The 16,312-nt window shown below is 62.1% G+C and carries 20 protein-coding genes; 14 read left to right on the plus strand and 6 right to left on the minus strand.

Annotated features, from left to right (window positions below):
* The first annotated feature begins 13 nt into the window (after positions 1–13).
* The 12 genes from rpsE (at position 14) to ACZ41T_RS12250 (ending at position 6,772) form a co-directional block, all read left to right on the plus strand.
* Complete coding sequence (gene rpsE / locus ACZ41T_RS12195; protein ID WP_464921661.1) at positions 14–529, plus strand: 30S ribosomal protein S5; 516 nt, start codon at positions 14–16, stop codon at positions 527–529.
* A 3-nt stretch (positions 530–532) separates the two neighbouring features.
* Positions 533–718, plus strand: a complete 186-nt coding sequence (gene rpmD, locus ACZ41T_RS12200) for a 50S ribosomal protein L30 (RefSeq protein WP_464921662.1) — start codon at positions 533–535, stop codon at positions 716–718.
* Positions 719–1,153, plus strand: coding sequence for a 50S ribosomal protein L15 (rplO, locus tag ACZ41T_RS12205; protein WP_464921663.1), 435 nt, complete (start codon positions 719–721; stop codon positions 1,151–1,153).
* 19 nt (positions 1,154–1,172) lie between these two features.
* Positions 1,173–2,486, plus strand: a complete 1,314-nt coding sequence (secY, locus tag ACZ41T_RS12210; protein WP_464921664.1) for a preprotein translocase subunit SecY — start codon at positions 1,173–1,175, stop codon at positions 2,484–2,486.
* A 1-nt stretch (position 2,487) separates the two neighbouring features.
* Positions 2,488–2,712, plus strand: coding sequence for a translation initiation factor IF-1 (gene infA, locus ACZ41T_RS12215; protein WP_464921665.1), 225 nt, complete (start codon positions 2,488–2,490; stop codon positions 2,710–2,712).
* A gap of 44 nt (positions 2,713–2,756) precedes the next feature.
* Positions 2,757–2,870 (plus strand): 50S ribosomal protein L36, encoded by a 114-nt coding sequence (gene rpmJ, locus ACZ41T_RS12220; protein ID WP_026240735.1) that lies wholly within the window; start codon positions 2,757–2,759, stop codon positions 2,868–2,870.
* Positions 2,871–2,960: 90 nt separating this feature from the next.
* Positions 2,961–3,317 carry a 30S ribosomal protein S13 gene (rpsM, locus tag ACZ41T_RS12225; RefSeq protein ID WP_464921666.1) on the plus strand — a complete coding sequence of 119 codons (357 nt, stop codon included), beginning with the start codon at positions 2,961–2,963 and terminating at the stop codon, positions 3,315–3,317.
* A gap of 9 nt (positions 3,318–3,326) precedes the next feature.
* Positions 3,327–3,719 carry a 30S ribosomal protein S11 gene (rpsK, locus tag ACZ41T_RS12230; protein WP_059750921.1) on the plus strand — a complete coding sequence of 131 codons (393 nt, stop codon included), beginning with the start codon at positions 3,327–3,329 and terminating at the stop codon, positions 3,717–3,719.
* A gap of 15 nt (positions 3,720–3,734) precedes the next feature.
* Positions 3,735–4,364, plus strand: coding sequence for a 30S ribosomal protein S4 (rpsD, locus tag ACZ41T_RS12235; protein ID WP_464921667.1), 630 nt, complete (start codon positions 3,735–3,737; stop codon positions 4,362–4,364).
* A gap of 56 nt (positions 4,365–4,420) precedes the next feature.
* Positions 4,421–5,401, plus strand: coding sequence for a DNA-directed RNA polymerase subunit alpha (locus ACZ41T_RS12240; protein WP_464921668.1), 981 nt, complete (start codon positions 4,421–4,423; stop codon positions 5,399–5,401).
* Positions 5,402–5,490: 89 nt separating this feature from the next.
* Positions 5,491–5,880, plus strand: coding sequence for a 50S ribosomal protein L17 (gene rplQ / locus ACZ41T_RS12245; RefSeq protein ID WP_464921669.1), 390 nt, complete (start codon positions 5,491–5,493; stop codon positions 5,878–5,880).
* Between the two features lie 163 nt (positions 5,881–6,043).
* Positions 6,044–6,772 (plus strand): SAM hydrolase/SAM-dependent halogenase family protein, encoded by a 729-nt coding sequence (locus tag ACZ41T_RS12250; protein ID WP_464921670.1) that lies wholly within the window; start codon positions 6,044–6,046, stop codon positions 6,770–6,772.
* A gap of 6 nt (positions 6,773–6,778) precedes the next feature.
* Here ACZ41T_RS12250 and ACZ41T_RS12255 read toward each other — a convergent pair whose 3' ends face one another.
* From ACZ41T_RS12255 to uvrA, 6 genes are all read right to left on the minus strand, one after another.
* Positions 6,779–8,035 (minus strand): glycerate kinase type-2 family protein, encoded by a 1,257-nt coding sequence (locus tag ACZ41T_RS12255; RefSeq protein ID WP_464921671.1) that lies wholly within the window; start codon positions 8,033–8,035, stop codon positions 6,779–6,781.
* Between the two features lie 139 nt (positions 8,036–8,174).
* On the minus strand, positions 8,175–8,606 hold the full coding sequence (locus tag ACZ41T_RS12260) for a hypothetical protein (protein ID WP_464921672.1): 432 nt from the start codon (positions 8,604–8,606) through the stop codon (positions 8,175–8,177).
* Positions 8,607–8,718: 112 nt separating this feature from the next.
* Positions 8,719–9,018 carry a hypothetical protein gene (locus tag ACZ41T_RS12265; protein WP_464921673.1) on the minus strand — a complete coding sequence of 100 codons (300 nt, stop codon included), beginning with the start codon at positions 9,016–9,018 and terminating at the stop codon, positions 8,719–8,721.
* A 121-nt stretch (positions 9,019–9,139) separates the two neighbouring features.
* Positions 9,140–9,874 carry a pseudouridine synthase gene (locus tag ACZ41T_RS12270; protein ID WP_464921674.1) on the minus strand — a complete coding sequence of 245 codons (735 nt, stop codon included), beginning with the start codon at positions 9,872–9,874 and terminating at the stop codon, positions 9,140–9,142.
* 12 nt (positions 9,875–9,886) lie between these two features.
* Positions 9,887–10,858: a YecA family protein gene (locus tag ACZ41T_RS12275; protein WP_464921675.1), complete on the minus strand. Its 972-nt coding sequence runs from the start codon at positions 10,856–10,858 to the stop codon at positions 9,887–9,889.
* Positions 10,859–11,455: 597 nt separating this feature from the next.
* Positions 11,456–14,278: an excinuclease ABC subunit UvrA gene (uvrA, locus tag ACZ41T_RS12280; protein ID WP_464921676.1), complete on the minus strand. Its 2,823-nt coding sequence runs from the start codon at positions 14,276–14,278 to the stop codon at positions 11,456–11,458.
* Positions 14,279–14,403: 125 nt separating this feature from the next.
* On the opposite strand from uvrA, the gene ACZ41T_RS12285 reads away from it, so the two are divergent.
* Both ACZ41T_RS12285 and ssb read left to right on the plus strand, forming a co-directional pair.
* On the plus strand, positions 14,404–15,765 hold the full coding sequence (locus ACZ41T_RS12285) for an MFS transporter (RefSeq protein WP_464923968.1): 1,362 nt from the start codon (positions 14,404–14,406) through the stop codon (positions 15,763–15,765).
* A gap of 53 nt (positions 15,766–15,818) precedes the next feature.
* Positions 15,819–16,277, plus strand: coding sequence for a single-stranded DNA-binding protein (gene ssb, locus ACZ41T_RS12290; protein WP_464921677.1), 459 nt, complete (start codon positions 15,819–15,821; stop codon positions 16,275–16,277).
* Positions 16,278–16,312: the final 35 nt, after the last annotated feature.

Here is a 16,312-nt window from a genome sequence, read left to right on the forward strand (position 1 = left end):
AGGCAGAATCAAGATGGCCCGTACAGCACCTAGCAGTAACGAAGAGCGCGGCGACGGCTTGCGCGAAAAAATGATCTCGATCAACCGGGTCACCAAAGTGGTTAAGGGTGGTCGGATCATGGGCTTTGCCGCGCTGACCGTGGTCGGCGACGGCGATGGCGGTATCGGCATGGGCAAGGGAAAATCCCGTGAAGTGCCAGTGGCCGTGCAGAAGGCAATGGAAGAGGCCCGCCGCAAACTGGTCAAGATCAGCCTGAAGAATGGTACTTTCCACCATACGGTGGTGGGCCAGCATGGCGCCTCGCGCGTGCTGATCCAGCCGGCATCCGAAGGTACCGGCATTATCGCCGGCGGTGCGATGCGTGCCGTTTTCGAGGTGATGGGCGTGCAGAACGTTCTCGCCAAGTGCCTGGGTTCGACCAACCCCTACAACGTCGTGCGTGCGACGCTTGACGGCCTGTTGAAAATGTCCACGCCGTCCGAGATTGCGGCCAAGCGTGGCAAGTCACTCGAAGACATCACGGGGTAAACCATGAGCGAGCAGAAAAAAATTAAGGTGACGCAGATCAAAAGCCTGATTGGCGCCAAGGAAGCACATCGCGCCTGTGTCCGTGGCTTGGGTCTGCGACGTATGCACCACACGGTCGAGGTGATCGACACCCCGGAAAACCGCGGGATGATGACGAAGGCCGCCTATTTGTTGAAGTGCGAGGCTTAAATGGAACTGAATACGATTAAACCGGCAGACGGCGCCAAGAAAGACAGGCGTCGCCCGGGCCGTGGCATTGGCTCAGGCCTGGGTAAAACCGCGGGGCGTGGCCACAAAGGCCAGAAATCCCGTTCGGGTGGTTTCCACAAGGTGGGTTTCGAAGGCGGTCAAATGCCGATGCAGCGCCGCCTGCCCAAGCGCGGATTTGTTTCACTGACCAAGGCGAACACGGCGCACGTCCGTCTGTATGAACTGGCGGCGGTGGGTGTGGACGAGATCGATTTGCTGGTGCTGAAACAGGCTGGACTGGTCAGTTCCGCAGTCAAGGCGGCAAAGGTCTACCTGGCGGGTGAAATCGGCCGGGCGATCAAGCTGAGCGGCATTGCCGTGACCAAGGGTGCGCGCGCCGCGATTGAGGCGGCGGGCGGCACCATCGCCGACTGATCCTGCGAGGACGCACACCTTGGCCACGCCAAAAACCGGCTTGAACAAATTCGGCGACCTCAAGCGCCGCTTGTTATTCCTGCTCGGCGCATTGATCGTCTACCGTATCGGCACTTTTATTCCGGTGCCGGGGATCGATCCGCTGGTGCTCGACCAGTTGTTCAAGTCGCAGCAGGGCGGCATCCTGGGCATGTTCAACATGTTCTCCGGTGGCGCACTGTCGCGTTTCAGCCTGTTTGCGCTGGGGATCATGCCGTATATTTCGGCATCGATCATCGTGCAGCTGATGACGACCGTGTCTCCCCAGCTCGAGGCGCTGAAAAAAGAGGGCGAGTCCGGACGCCGCAAGATTACGCAGTACACCCGCTACGGCACCCTGTTCCTGGCGGTGTTTCAGGCGCTGGGCATTTCCATCACGCTGGAATCGCAGGCAGGCCTGGTGCTGGATCCGGGTATGGCATTTCGTCTGATCACGGTGGCCACCCTGACCGCCGGCACGATGTTCCTGATGTGGTTGGGCGAGCAGATTACCGAGCGTGGTCTGGGTAATGGCATTTCGATCATTATTTTTTCGGGCATCGTGGCCGGGTTGCCGTCCGCGATCGGCGGCACGCTGGAATTGACGCGAACCGGCGCATTTCCGATCCCGCTGGTGCTGATGCTGTTTGTCGGTGTACTGCTGGTTACCGCGTTGGTGGTGTTTGTCGAACGGGGCCAGCGCAAGATTCTGGTCAACTACGCCAAACGGCAGGTCGGCAAGGTGGTGGTGGGTGGCCAGAGTTCGCATTTGCCGCTCAAGCTGAATATGGCCGGGGTGATCCCGCCGATTTTTGCTTCCAGCATCATTTTGTTCCCCGCCACGCTGGCGGGCTGGTTTGGTAGCGGCGAGGGCATGGGCTGGTTGCGTGACATTGGCTCGTCCTTGTCCCCCGGGCAACCGGTGTACGTTCTGGTGTATGCGTTGGCGATCATCTTCTTCTGCTTTTTCTATACGGCCCTGGTGTTCAACCCCAAGGAAACGGCGGACAACCTGAAGAAGAGCGGTGCGTTTGTTCCGGGAATTCGGCCGGGTGCTCAAACCGCCCGCTACATCGACAAGATTCTGACCCGGTTGACGCTGGTGGGGGCGATCTACATCACCCTGGTGTGTTTGTTGCCCGAGTTTCTGATTCTGAAATGGAATGTTCCGTTCTACTTTGGTGGAACATCCCTGTTGATTATCGTGGTGGTGACGATGGATTTCATGGCCCAGGTTCAGGCTTATGTCATGTCTCACCAGTATGAAGGCTTGCTCAAGAAAGCCAATTTCAAGAATGGCCTGGTAGGACGATGACATGTCCAAGGAAAAGGAAGATGTCATCCAGATGCAGGGTGAGGTGATTGAAAACCTGCCTAACGCCACGTTTCGGGTCAAGCTTGAAAATGGCCATGTTTTACTGGGCTATATTTCGGGGAAGATGCGTATGCACTACATCCGCATTCTTCCAGGTGACAAAGTGACGGTTGAACTCACGCCGTACGATTTGAGCAAAGGCCGGATCGTTTTTCGAGCCAAGTGATTTTTGGCCGGCAGCATGCCGCCGGCAAGTGAATGGAGAAAACCATGAGAGTACAGGCTTCAGTCAAAAAGATGTGCCGCAAGTGCAAGGTTGTACGCCGCAAGGGTGTTGTGCGCGTGATCTGTGATGATCCGCGGCATAAGCAGCGCCAGGGATGAGTGGGCAATTGTCGGCAAGTTTGAATCCGGGTCAACCTGAAAGTGGGTTGACGTGTTATAATTTTTTGTTCTGCATTTGGGGCTCTGCGAATGGCTCGTATTGCTGGGGTTAATATCCCGAATCATCAACACGCGATTATTGCGTTGACCGCCATTTATGGCATTGGCAGGACCTCGTCCGGCAAGATTTGCGAAGCGGCTGGCATTGCCCAGACTTCGAAAATCAAGGATTTGTCGGAGGCTGAGGTGGAGCGCATACGTGAGATCGTGGCCAGGTTCACGATCGAAGGCGACCTGCGCCGTGAGACCACCATGAACATCAAGCGTTTGATGGATCTTGGCTGCTATCGCGGCTTGCGCCATCGTAAAGGCTTGCCGGTGCGTGGTCAGCGTACTCGCACCAACGCGCGAACCCGCAAGGGCCCGCGCAAGGCCATCAGGAAATAAAGGTTAACCATGGCAACGAAACCAGCTACGCGCGTCCGTAAAAAGGTCAAGAAGAATGTCGCAGAAGGTATTGCGCACATTCACGCATCGTTCAACAACACCATCGTGACGATCACCGATCGTCAGGGCAACGCCCTGTCGTGGGCAACGGCCGGTGGTGCGGGCTTCAAGGGCTCGCGCAAGTCGACTCCGTTCGCGGCGCAGGTTGCGGCGGAAAATGCCGGCAAAATGGCGCAGGAATGCGGCGTCAAGAACCTGGAGGTGCGGATCAAGGGCCCCGGTCCTGGTCGCGATTCCACCGTACGTGCGTTGAATGCGCTGGGCTTCAAGATCGTGACGATCTCTGATGTCACACCGATTCCGCATAACGGTTGCCGTCCCTCCAAAAAGCGTCGTATCTAATACTAGGCAAAAATCATGGCTCGTAATCTTGATCCAAAATGCCGTCAGTGCCGCCGCGAAGGCGAAAAGCTTTTCCTGAAAGGCGAGAAGTGTTTCACTGACAAGTGCGCTATCGAGCGCCGTCCCTATGCGCCCGGCCAGCATGGCCAGAAGAGCGGGGCTCGCCTGTCAGGCTATGGCGTGCAGCTGCGCGAGAAACAAAAAATTCGCCGTATCTACGGCGTGCTGGAAGGCCAGTTCCGCCTGACGTACAAGCGTGCGGACAGTCGCAAGGGCGTGACCGGTGAGAACCTGCTGTCGATGCTTGAGTCGCGCCTGGATTCGGTGTGCTATCGCATGGGCTTTGGTGCGTCGCGCACCGAGGCGCGCCAGGTGCTGCGCCACAACGGCATTATGGTCAACGGCCGCCGGGTCAACATTCCTTCGTACCAGGTTCGCGCCGGTGATGTAATCGAGGTGTCGGAAAAGGCGAAAGCCCATCTGCGCATCAAGGCGGCTGCGGAAGCGACTGCAGCGCGCGGCTATCCCGAATGGGTCGAGGTTGATGCCAAGGCACTCAAGGGGACCTACAAGGCCGCACCGCAACGCTCGGAGCTGCCGTCGACCATCAATGAGTCGCTGGTCGTCGAACTGTACTCCAAATAAGTTGGCTCGGTCTCTGTGACCCGGTCTTAAGGGCTGGTTTTAAGGAATTGCACTCTATGCAAAGCGCTACGGAATTTCTCAAGCCGCGTATTGTGGAGGTGGATCGCTCGTCCCCGCTGCACGCCAAGGTCATCATGGAGCCCTTCGAGCGCGGCTACGGCCACACGCTCGGCAACGCGTTGCGTCGTATTCTGCTGTCCTCCATGGTTGGCTATGCGCCCACCGAAGTATCCATCAGTGGTGTCGTCCACGAGTATTCGACCATCGAAGGCGTGCAGGAGGATGTCGTCGACATCCTGCTGAACCTCAAGGGCATTGCTTTCAAGATGCATGGCAAGTCCGAGGCCATCCTGAAGGTATCCAAAGCCGGTGAAGGCGTTGTGACCGCGGGTGACATCGAAGTCGGCCACGATATCGAAGTGCTGAATCCGGATCATGTGATTGCCCACCTGACCAAGGGCGGCAAGCTTGATATGGAAATCAAGATCGAGAGCGGCCGCGGCTATCAGCCGGCCACTGCGCGCAAGGTTTCGGAAGAAACCCGTGCCGTGGGTTCGATCCTGGTCGATGCATCGTTCAGCCCGGTTCGGCGCGTCGCCTACACGGTGGAGAGCGCGCGTGTCGAACAGCGCACCGACCTCGACCGTCTGGTGATCGACATCGAGACCAACGGCGTGGTCGAACCGGAAGAGGCCGTGCGCACGGCTGCCCGCATCCTGGTGAACCAGCTCTCCGTGTTTGCCGATCTGGAAGGCACGCCGGCCGAGTCCGAGTCGCCGCGTTCGCCGCAGATCGATCCCCTGTTGCTGCGCCCGGTCGATGACCTCGAACTGACCGTACGTTCGGCCAATTGTCTGAAGGCCGAAAATATTTACTTCATCGGCGACCTGATCCAGCGTTCCGAAACCGAGCTGTTGCGTACCCCCAATCTGGGCCGCAAGTCACTGAACGAAATCAAGGATGTGCTGGCTTCCAAGAGCCTGTCCTTGGGGATGAAGCTGGAAAACTGGCCGCCTGCCGGTCTCGAGCGTCCCTGAAAAATACACCACAACCGAAATCAAACAATAAAGTGCGGGTCGCCGTGGCTGGCGACCTAGCCCAAGAATACTGACTGAAAGGAATAGCCATGCGTCATCGTCAATCCAACCGCAAGCTGAATCGCACCACCAGCCATCGGCTGGCCATGTTCCGCAACATGACCGTGTCGCTGCTGAAGCATGAAATTATCAAGACCACACTGCCGAAGGCCAAGGAACTACGCCGCTTCGTCGAGCCACTGATCACCCTGGGCAAGGAACCCAGCCTGGCCAACCATCGCCTGGCGTTCGACCGTCTGCGCGACCGCGACATGGTCGTCAAGCTGTTCGGCGAACTGGGCCCGCGTTACCAGGCGCGTCCCGGTGGCTACCTGCGCATTCTGAAGTATGGTTTCCGCAAAGGCGACAATGCGCCGATGGCGCTGGTCGAACTGGTTGACCGTCCCGAGACTGACGCCGAGTTGGTCGAGGCCGAGTAAAGCCAGACTGTGTCGAGTTGAAAAAGCCGGGATCACCCGGCTTTTTCATGCCCGTTTCCCAGGGCGCTCCGCAGGCGTGGCACGTGTCGGCGTGCCTCCCGTACTTACCCGCCCCCGCCTTGCCAGGCATAGTTGTCCTTATTCTCAAGCCAGGAAAAATCCTGTGATCGTACTTTTCACCGATTTTGGGTTGCGCGATCCCTACGTGGGGCAGATCAAGGCGCGCCTCGCCGAACATGCACCCACGCAGTTGGTGGTGGATCTGCTGCACGAGGTGCCGGACTTCAATCCGCATGCCGGCGCACATTTGCTGGCGGCACTCGCATCCGGTTTTCCATCCGGCAGCGTGTTTTTGGCGGTGGTCGATCCAGGCGTCGGCACGCAGCGCGCCGCCGTGGCGGTCATGGCTGGCGGTCGCTGGTTCGTCGGGCCGGACAACGGGTTGCTGTCGGTCGTTGCCGCGCGCCATGCCGACGCCCGGTTGTGGCGCATTGTCTGGCAGCCCGAGATCCTGTCACCCACGTTTCACGGACGCGACCTGTTTGCCCCGGTTGCGGCCGACATCGTGCGCGGCGATGTGCTCACCGACAAATTGATCCCGATAGACAAGTTGAATGTCGAATTCGACGCCGGAGACCTGGCACGGGTGATATATGTCGATCATTACGGAAACGCCTGGACCGGCGTACGCGGAGTGCCGCAGGACGCGTGCGTGAGCGCCACGGGCGAACGGTTCAGGCACGGCGAGAGTTTCGGTTCCGTCGGCAAGGGCGAGGGCTTCTGGTTCAACAACAGCGTTGGCCTGCTGGAGCTTGCGGTCAACCGTGGCAGCGCCGCAGCCACATTTGGTCTGAAGGTGGGCGACCCGGTGCAGGTGCAGCGGCTGAATTAAACGCAATCAATCCAGGCCGAGTAACAGCGCCCGATAGTCGTTGACGTTGGTGCGAGTGGGACCACTGACGACGAGGTCGCCCAGCGCCGCAAAAAATCCGTGACTGTCGTGGGCGGCCAGAAAACCGGCCGCATCGAGACCGCGTGCATGTGCGTGCAGCAGCGTGTCCGGGCCGATCGATGCCCCTGCGTTGTCCTCGCTGCCATCGATGCCATCGGTGTCGCAGGCGATCGCCCACGCCGGCGTGTCTTTCAATTCAAGCGCCAGGGCCAGCAGGAACTCGGTGTTGCGGCCGCCACGCCCGTGCTGCGGGCGCAGGGTGACGGTGGTCTCGCCGCCTGAAATCAATGCCATGGGACGCGATTTCATGGTGCGTGCCAGCGCGGCGTGCTGTTTGGCCACCGCCTGCGCATCCCCGCTGACGTTGTCCGACAGCACCACGGCGGGAATGCCGTGACGCTCGAAATACACGCACGCGGCCTGGAGGCTGGCCTGTGCGCTGGCAATGACGCGGTTTTCCGTATTGGCGAAACAGGGGGCGCCCGGCTTGGGCGTGTCGGTCTCCGGCACCGTCTGTTCCAGATGGCGGCGTACGCCGGCGGGCAGTGTAATACGGAAGCGCAGCAGCCGTTCGAGCGCATCGGCGCAGCTGGTGGGGTCGGGCGCGCAGGGGCCGGATGCGATATGGGTGGGGTCATCGCCGACGACGTCGGAAATGATCAGCGCCAGCGTGCGTGCGCCATTCGCCGCCTGCGCCAGGCGTCCGCCCGACAAGCGGGTGAGGTGCTTGCGCACGGTGTTGATGTCGTGGATGGCCGCGCCGGCATTGAGCAGCGCCTTGGTCACCTGGCGCAGTTCCTTCAGGCTCACCCCTTCGACCGGCGCAGCGAGCAGGCTGGAGCCGCCGCCCGAAATCAACGCCAGCAAAAGGTCGTCCGGCCCCAGCTGGCCCGCCATCTCCAGCATGCGCAAGGCGGCTTCCTCCCCGTGGCCGTCGGGCAGAGGGTGGCTCGCCTCGACGACCTCGATGCGGTGCGTGGGCAGGCCATGCTGGTAGCGGGTGACCACCAGCCCGGACAGCGGCGCATCCGCCGGCCAGTGGGCTTCCACCGCAGCGGCCATGCTGGCGGCCGCCTTGCCGCCTCCGACCACCAGGGTGCGGCCGCGCGGCGGCGCGGGCAGGTGCGGCGGCAGGATGCGTGCGGGGTCGGCGGCGGCCACCGCCGCACGGAATGATTCCAGCAACAGTTCGCGCGGGTTCATTCCATATCCCGGATCAGATGGCGGCCGGGCGGCGCAGCCTGCGCCAGACACCGCCGCGCAGCGCCGGGCCGATCTGCATCGCCAGCCGGAACAGGATCGGCATGGCGAACAACGTGAGCGTGGTGGCGACCAGCAGGCGTCACGCCAGGCTTGCTGCCATCGGTCCCCGGACCAGCGACTTGCCGCCGAGCCCGACCACGTGTGCCGGCATGATCCAGTAGGCTTCAGCGAGGCTCATCGGCAGCGTCAGCGTCACCACCAGCGGTACCAGCAGCATGACTTGCCGATGATTCCGGGCATCAGCATCAATGGCATAAATGCGGCGATGGTGGTGGTGGATACCGCCGCCAGTACCGACAGCCCGACTTCGCCGATGCGCCGCGCGCGATGCGGTAATAGATGGCCTCAGTGATGACCACTGCGTCGTCCACCAGCATGCCCAGCACGATGACGATGCCTCGCGAACCGGATGGATGGCCAGTTCGGCCAGCGGGCGGCTCTTGATGGGAGCTGGCGGCGCGGCCAGCGCGGGCGCGCACAACAGGGCGAGTAAGCAGATAGCGAGGCGCATGGCGGGAGCGGGAAGTGGAATGGCTGGATTGTAGCGGCTGGCCTCCCGGGCCGGTTGCGGCAAACAAAAACGGCCAGGAGAAACCTGGCCGTCCGAGCTGCATGAGGCGGAATTACTGTGCGGCGTCCTTGGCCTTGTTGGCCATGTCCTGGGCTGCGTCGGCGGTGTCCTGGGCGGCTTTGGCAGCCGCATCTTTGGTTGAGTCAGTAGCTGCGGCGGCGGCCTCACCTGCAGCGTCGGCAGCGGCGCCGGCTGCCTCGGCAGCGGAATCTGCGGCTTCGGCGGCGGCGTCCGCGGCAGCGCCGGCGGCTTCTTGGGCCTGTTCCATGGCGGGGGCTGAGGCTTCCTCGGCTTTTTTGCAGGCGGTCAATGCAAGGGCGGCGAACAGTGCGACGAGAAGTTTGGATTGCATGGGTATCTCCCTGATGTCAATTAAAAATGATGCAGGCTTACCAACCTACACTTATCATTGATAGTGCAAAAGAACGACGAAGCAAGCGGCGCGCGCAACCCGATTTTTACAGTTTTTCGCTTCAGAACGCCTCGTCGTCGCGCAGGTAGCGCCATTGCCCCAGCGGCAGTTCGCCCAGCCGCACGCGGCCGATGCGCACGCGTTTCAGCCCCGCCACTTTCAGCCCCACCAGTTCGCACATGCGGCGGATCTGGCGCTTGCGGCCCTCCTTCAGAATGAAGCGCAGCTGGTCGGCGTTCTGCCAGCCGACCCGGGCCGGGCGCAGCTTGCGGCCGTCGAGCGAGAGGCCGTGATTGAGCAGGGCAAGGCCTTTGTCGTCCAGCCGCCCCTCGACCCGCACCAGGTATTCCTTCTCGACGCCGGAATCTTCGCCGATCAGTTGTTTGGCGATGCGCCCGTCCTGCGTCAGCACCAGCAGGCCGGTCGAATCGATATCGAGTCGCCCGGCCGGCGCCAGCCCCTTCAGGTGTGCCGGGTGGAACGCCCGTCCAGCACGCCCATCCTGCCACAGGGTGTCGGAGCGGATCAGGGCTACGGCCGGCTGATAGCCCGGTTCCGGCTGCCCCGACACATAGCCGACCGGCTTGTGCAGCAGGATGGTGACGCGCTGTTGCTGCTGGGCGCTGGCCTGCGTGTCCAGCCGGATCGCGCAGGCCGGGTCGACCTTGGTGCCCAGCTCGCTCACCCGGCGGCCGTCGACGAACACCAGCCCGCGTTCGATGTAGCTGTCGGCTTCGCGGCGCGAGCACAGCCCGCGTTCGGACATCAGTTTGGAGAGGCGGATCGGTTCGGTCATGTCGTAATCCCCTCAATGCAGCTGGCGGGCGAGTGCTTCGCGCGCCTCGTCGGCGGGCAGGCAGCACTTCTTGTACTTCATGCCGCTGCCGCAAGGGCAAGGGTCGTTGCGCCCCGGCTTGGGCTGTTCGCGCACGTAGGGTTCGGGAAAGTCGAACAGGTCATCGTGTTGATCCACCACGCTCGCTGCGCGGGCATTTTCTTCGCGCCATCTTTCCTGGCGCGCCAGAATCTCCGCCTCGTCGTAAAACGTCCAGGGCTCGCCGCGCCGCACCCATCCCGGTGCGTCCGTTGCATCTGCGAAACTGTGCGCGACATCATCCGACCCGAACACCACGTTGAAGCTGGGGCCTGCTTCCTGTTCGACAGCCATCGCATCCAGCAGGGCGCGATGCCGTTGGCGGGGAAAGTCCAGCAGATTACTGGCAGCAAGCAGGCGAAAATCCGGATCATCGCTTGTGTCCGTCACCAAATCCGCAAGCCAGTCCAGCGCAGCGTCCAGCTCGGCGGGGCCGGCTGCCAGCCCCGCTGCCACCACGGGATCCACCGCCTCGCAACGCACAAACCAGCTCGCGTTGCGGTCCTGCATCAGTTCCCTGGCCTGGTCGATGACCGCAGACGGCTTGTTGGCGAATAGCCAGGCCGTATCGCCCGCCACCCAGTCCAGCAGCAAGTCGTCTTCCCGGCCCGCGCGGCGCAGCGCGTCGATGAGTAAACGGCCCGCCGCCTCGCCCGGAATCGCGCCCAGCAGAAACAGCGCGTGCAGCCCCATCCACCAGACATCCCGCTCATCGTCCGCGCCCAGCCGCGCGTAAAAGTCCGCCAGGGCCGCCACCATGTCCTCGCCGCGCGCGACGCAGGCGTCGAACAGGGCGTGCGGCACACGATCCTCATGCTCTATCAGCAGATTGAGCAAATCCCCAACCGGAGCGTGGGACAGGGTGTCGGGGTCAAAAACCGGAATGTCGTTCATGGATTGCTTCATTCGATGAGGGATGGGTTGTGCGCGAGGCGGCGTTGGCTGATGAAGTCTCTGGTTACTTGTTGACGTTGGATGTCACGGGCACCACAGTCACGGTCGTGGCGATCCGGTTGTTGGTGTCGTTATCGCCGGGCGTTGTTTGACGATTTTCGAACCGCGCGTGGGCGACAGTTCGGTGAAATGGATGTCACCACATTTCATCGCCAAGCCCATCGGCAACAGTGATGACCCATGCCGGGTCGATTTCTGCCGAGGCATCCCGATAGGTGGTTTCGAGTTCGCGCTCCCGCATCTGTTTCAGTGCCATGTCGATGACCGCGGGAGCGGGTTTTAACCCTGTGTGTAGTCCGGTAAGCCTCAAGAAAGCCTACAGTCTCGGCAGGTAGGGAGATGGAGCGCTTTTCGGCATGCATTCAGGTGCCCCAACAAGTAGGCTGATTGGTATTACCAATGGCAGCAATTAATTCGGGCGCGCGCCAGCCAGATCTCGGGGTGGGCTGGGGCCTTAAACATCTTTGTTCGCCACACAATTCCTGCCCCAATAATCGGGGAGATAGCACGGCATGTAAATACCTTGCCCCCAACGCCTGCGAATCGACGTCAATGTCGCGCCAGCACCGGTTGCAGGTACTGGCCGGTATGGCTGGCCGGATTGTCGGCCACCGCCTCGGGCGTGCCTTCGGCGACGATCATCCCGCCGCCGCCGCCGCCTTCGGGCCCGAGGTCGATCAGCCAGTCGGCGGTCTTGATCACATCCAGGTTGTGTTCGATGACGACTACGCTGTTGCCGGCATCGGACAGCCGTTGCAGTACCTTCAGCAGCAGGTCGATATCGGCGAAATGCAGGCCTGTGGTCGGCTCGTCGAGGATATACAGCGTGCGCCCGGTGTCGCGCTTGGACAGTTCAAGTGCGAGCTTGACCCGCTGCGCCTCGCCGCCCGATAGCGTGGTGGCGGACTGGCCGAGGCGGATGTAGCCGAGGCCGACGTCGAGCAGGGTCTGCAGCTTGCGCCGTACCACCGGCACCGCGGCGAAGAATTCGTGCGCCTGCTCGATGGTCATTTCCAGCACGTCGCGGATGGTCTTGCCCTTGTACTGGATTTCCAGCGTCTCGCGGTTGTAGCGCGCGCCGTGGCAGACGTCGCACGGTACGTAGATGTCGGGCAGGAAATGCATCTCGACCTTGATCACGCCGTCGCCCTGGCAGGCCTCGCAGCGTCCGCCCTTGACGTTGAAGCTGAACCTGCCCGGCCCGTAGCCGCGCATGCGTGCTTCGGGCACTCCGGCAAAGAGTTCGCGGATCGGCGTGAACAGCCCGGTATAGGTAGCCGGGTTGGAACGCGGGGTGCGGCCGATCGGCGACTGGTCGACGCTGATTACCTTGTCGAAAAATTCCAGGCCGCGAATCTCGCCGTGCGGCGCGGGTTCGGCCGACGAGCCGTAGAGGTGGCGCGCAACGGCGGTGTAGAGCGTGTCGTTGATCAGCGTCGACTTGCCCGAACCCGACACGCCGGTAACGCAGACGAACAGCCCGACCGGCAGGTTGAGCGTCACGTGCTTCAGGTTGTTGCCGCTGGCGTCGGTGACCACCAGCTGCCGCGCGGGATCGGGCTGGCGGCGTTTTTTCGGGATGGCGATGCGGCGTCGGCCCGACAGGTATTGCCCGGTGAGCGAGTGTTCGGCGAGGCGGATGGCTTCGGGCGTCCCTTCCGCCACCACTTCGCCGCCATGCACGCCGGCACCGGGGCCCATGTCGACCACGTAGTCGGCGGCGCGGATCGCGTCCTCGTCGTGCTCGACCACCAGCACCGAGTTGCCGATGTCGCGCAGGTGCTTCAGCGTGCCCAGCAGGCGGTCGTTGTCGCGCTGGTGCAGGCCGATCGACGGCTCGTCCAGCACGTACATCACGCCGGTCAGCCCCGAGCCGATCTGACTGGCGAGGCGGATGCGCTGCGACTCGCCGCCCGAAAGCGTGTCGGCGGAGCGGTCGAGCGACAGATAATCCAGCCCGACGTTGTTGAGGAAACCGACGCGGGCGATGATTTCCTTGACGATACGGTCGGCGATCTGCGCGCGGTGGCCGTCGAGCGTCAGCACTTCGAAAAACGCCAGTGCCTGTTTCAACGGCATCGCGCTGACCACATAAATCGGCACGCTGCCGACCATCACGTGGCGCGCTTCCTCGCGTAGCCGGGTGCCGTTGCAGGCGGGGCAGGGTTTGTTGTTCTGGTACTTGGCGAGTTCCTCGCGCACCGCCGTCGAGTCCGACTCGTGGTAGCGCCGCGCCATGCTGGCGAGCACGCCCTCGAACGGATAGCTTTTCGTCGTGTAGCCGCCGCGTGGCGCCAGCGTCTGGAACGCGATCGCCTCGCGGCCGGAGCCGTTCAGAATCACGTCGCGGGTGCGCTCGGGCAGCGATTCCCACGACGTGTCGAGGTCGAAGCCATAATGCAGCGCCAGGCTCTGCAGCATCATGAAAAAGAACTGATTGCGCTTGTCCCAGCCCTTGATCGCGCCGGAGGCCAGCGACAGGTGCGGGAAGGCGACCACGCGCGCCGGGTCGAAGAAGGTGATCTGGCCAAGACCGTCGCAGGTCGGGCAGGCGCCCATCGGATTGTTGAACGAAAACAGGCGCGGCTCCAGTTCGGGCAGCGCGTAGCTGCACACCGGGCAGGCGAATCTGGCGGAGAACAGATGTTCCTTGCCCGAGTCCATTTCCACCGCCAGCGCGCGGCCGTCGGCGTGGCGCAGCGCGGTCTCGAAGCTTTCGGCCAGTCGCTGCTTGGCATCGGCGCGCACCTTCAGGCGGTCGACCACCACCTCGATGGTGTGCTTTTTGTTCTTGTCGAGCTTGGGAATGGCATCGATTTCGTGCACCTTGCCGTCGACCCGTACCCGCACGAAGCCCTGCGCGCGCAACTCGGCAAACATCTCCAGATTTTCGCCCTTGCGCCCCACCACCAGCGGCGCCAGAATCATCAGCTTGGTGTCCTCCGGCAGCGCCAGCACCGCGTCGACCATTTGCGACACCGTCTGCGCGGCGAGCGTAATGCCGTGCTCCGGACACTGCGGATCGCCGACGCGAGCGTACAAAAGGCGCAGGTAGTCGTGGATTTCGGTGACCGTGCCGACGGTCGAGCGCGGGTTGTGACTGGTCGCCTTCTGTTCGATCGAGATCGCCGGGCTTAAGCCCTCGATCAGGTCGACGTCCGGCTTTTCCATCAGCTGCAGGAACTGCCGCGCATAGGCCGACAGCGACTCGACATAGCGGCGCTGACCCTCGGCATAGAGCGTGTCGAAGGCGAGCGAGGACTTGCCCGAACCCGACAGTCCCGTAATCACCACCAGCTTGTTGCGCGGCAGATCGAGGTTGATGTTCTTCAGGTTGTGGGTGCGGGCGCCACGGATGCGGATGAATTCCATTGTTTGACGGCTATCGGTTAGGGCGGCGAGCGTAATTCGCAACCTGCTAATATAGCGGACTTCCCGCAATCGACTAACCCCGGTTAGAACATCCCGCAGTGGCCAACATCGACCTGACCGAAAGCATGACCCGCGTCGAAAAGCGCGCGGCTTTGGGTCTGGCGGCGATTTTCGGCCTGCGTATGCTGGGCATGTTCCTCATTCTGCCGGTGTTCGCGCTGTATGCCGAAGACCTGCCGGGCGGCGACAACCACACCCTGGTCGGCCTCGCGCTCGGCATGTACGGCCTGACCCAGGCCATTCTCATGCTTCCCTTCGGCATGGCGTCCGACCGCATCGGGCGCAAGAAGGTCATCATCTTCGGCCTTGTCGTGTTTGCCCTCGGCAGTTTTATTGCCATGGCGGCTACCGATATCTACTGGACCATCGCCGGCCGCGCATTGCAGGGCGCGGGTGCCATTTCCGCCGCGGTCACCGCCATGCTGGCCGACCTTACCCGCGAGGAACACCGCACCAAGGCGATGGCGCTGATCGGCGCCACCATCGGCATCACCTTTGCCGTGTCGCTGGTGGCGGGGCCGGCGCTCAATCGCGTGATCGGCGTACCGGGTCTTTTTGCGCTGACCGGTATTCTGGCGCTGGCCGCCATCTGGGTGGTCAAGGTGTGGGTGCCCGACCCTGCGGACAGCCACTTTCATGCCGACGCCCAGGCCAATCCGGCGAAACTGATCGACGTGCTGAAAAATGGCCAGCTCGCCCGGCTCGATTTCGGCATCTTCGCGCTGCATGCAGCACAGATGGCGATGTTCGTGGTGGTGCCGGTGGCGCTGAAGAACAGCGGCCTCGCCGTCGACGACCACTGGGCGGTGTACCTGCCGGTGGTGCTGGGTTCCTTCGCGTTGATGGTGCCGGCCATCATTGTTGGCGAAAAGCGCGGCTGGATGAAACCGGTGTTCATCGGCGCGGTGGCGCTGATGCTGCTGGCGCAGCTGGGATTCGCGTTCGGTATCGACCATTTCTGGGGCATCGTGTGGGCGCTGTTCTTTTACTTCGTCGCCTTCAATCTGCTCGAAGCCAGCCTGCCTTCGCTGATTTCCAAGCTCGCCCCGGTGTCGGCTAAAGGCACGGCGATGGGCGTCTACAACACCGCGCAGGCGCTGGGACTGTTTTTCGGCGGCGTGCTCGGCGGCTGGCTGGCGCAGCATCATGGCTTCCAGGCCGTGTTCATCTTTTGCGTGGTCCTGATGGGCGCCTGGCTGGTCGCGAGCCTGTCGATGGCGACGCCGCCCGCGATCAAGACCCGCATGTTTCGCGTCGGCGCGATGCCGGCGGACCAGGCCGCGCGGCTGAAGGCGCAGCTGGCCGGAGTGGCGGGCGTGGTCGAGGCGGTGGTGCTGGCCGAAGAAGGCGTGGCCATGCTCAAGGTCAGCATCAAGGGCTGGGACGAGGATGGCGTACGCCGCCTGCTGGATGCTGCGGCAGCCTGATAGAATTCGCAGCAGATCAGCTCAGACCATTCAATTTCAATACAGGGGAAAACATGGCATCCGTCAACAAAGTTATTCTGGTCGGCAACCTGGGGCGTGATCCCGAAATGCGCTATCTGCCGAGCGGCGAAGCAGTCGCCAATCTCGCCATTGCCACCAGCCGCAAGTACAAAAACAAGGCGGGAGAAATGGTCGAGGAGACCGAATGGCATCGCGTGACTTTCTTCGGGAAATTGGCAGAGATAGCAGGTCAGTACCTGAAAAAAGGTCGTTCGGTGTATGTCGAGGGCCGCATCAAGACCGACAAATACACCGGTAAGGATGGTGTGGAGAAGTATTCCACCCAAATCATCGCCAACGAAATGCAGATGCTCGGTGGTCGCGAAGGCATGGGTGAGCCGTCGGGCGAGGCGGATGAGGCGGCGGGCTATTCGCGTCCGGCCCCGCGCCCGGCGCCCGCAGCCAAATCCAGCAGCGGGTTCGACGACATGGACGACGACATTCCATTTTAGGATATACCTAAAATAATTCGTAAACAAAAGGCCTG

It is taken from the genome of Thiobacillus thiophilus, from assembly GCF_055378705.1.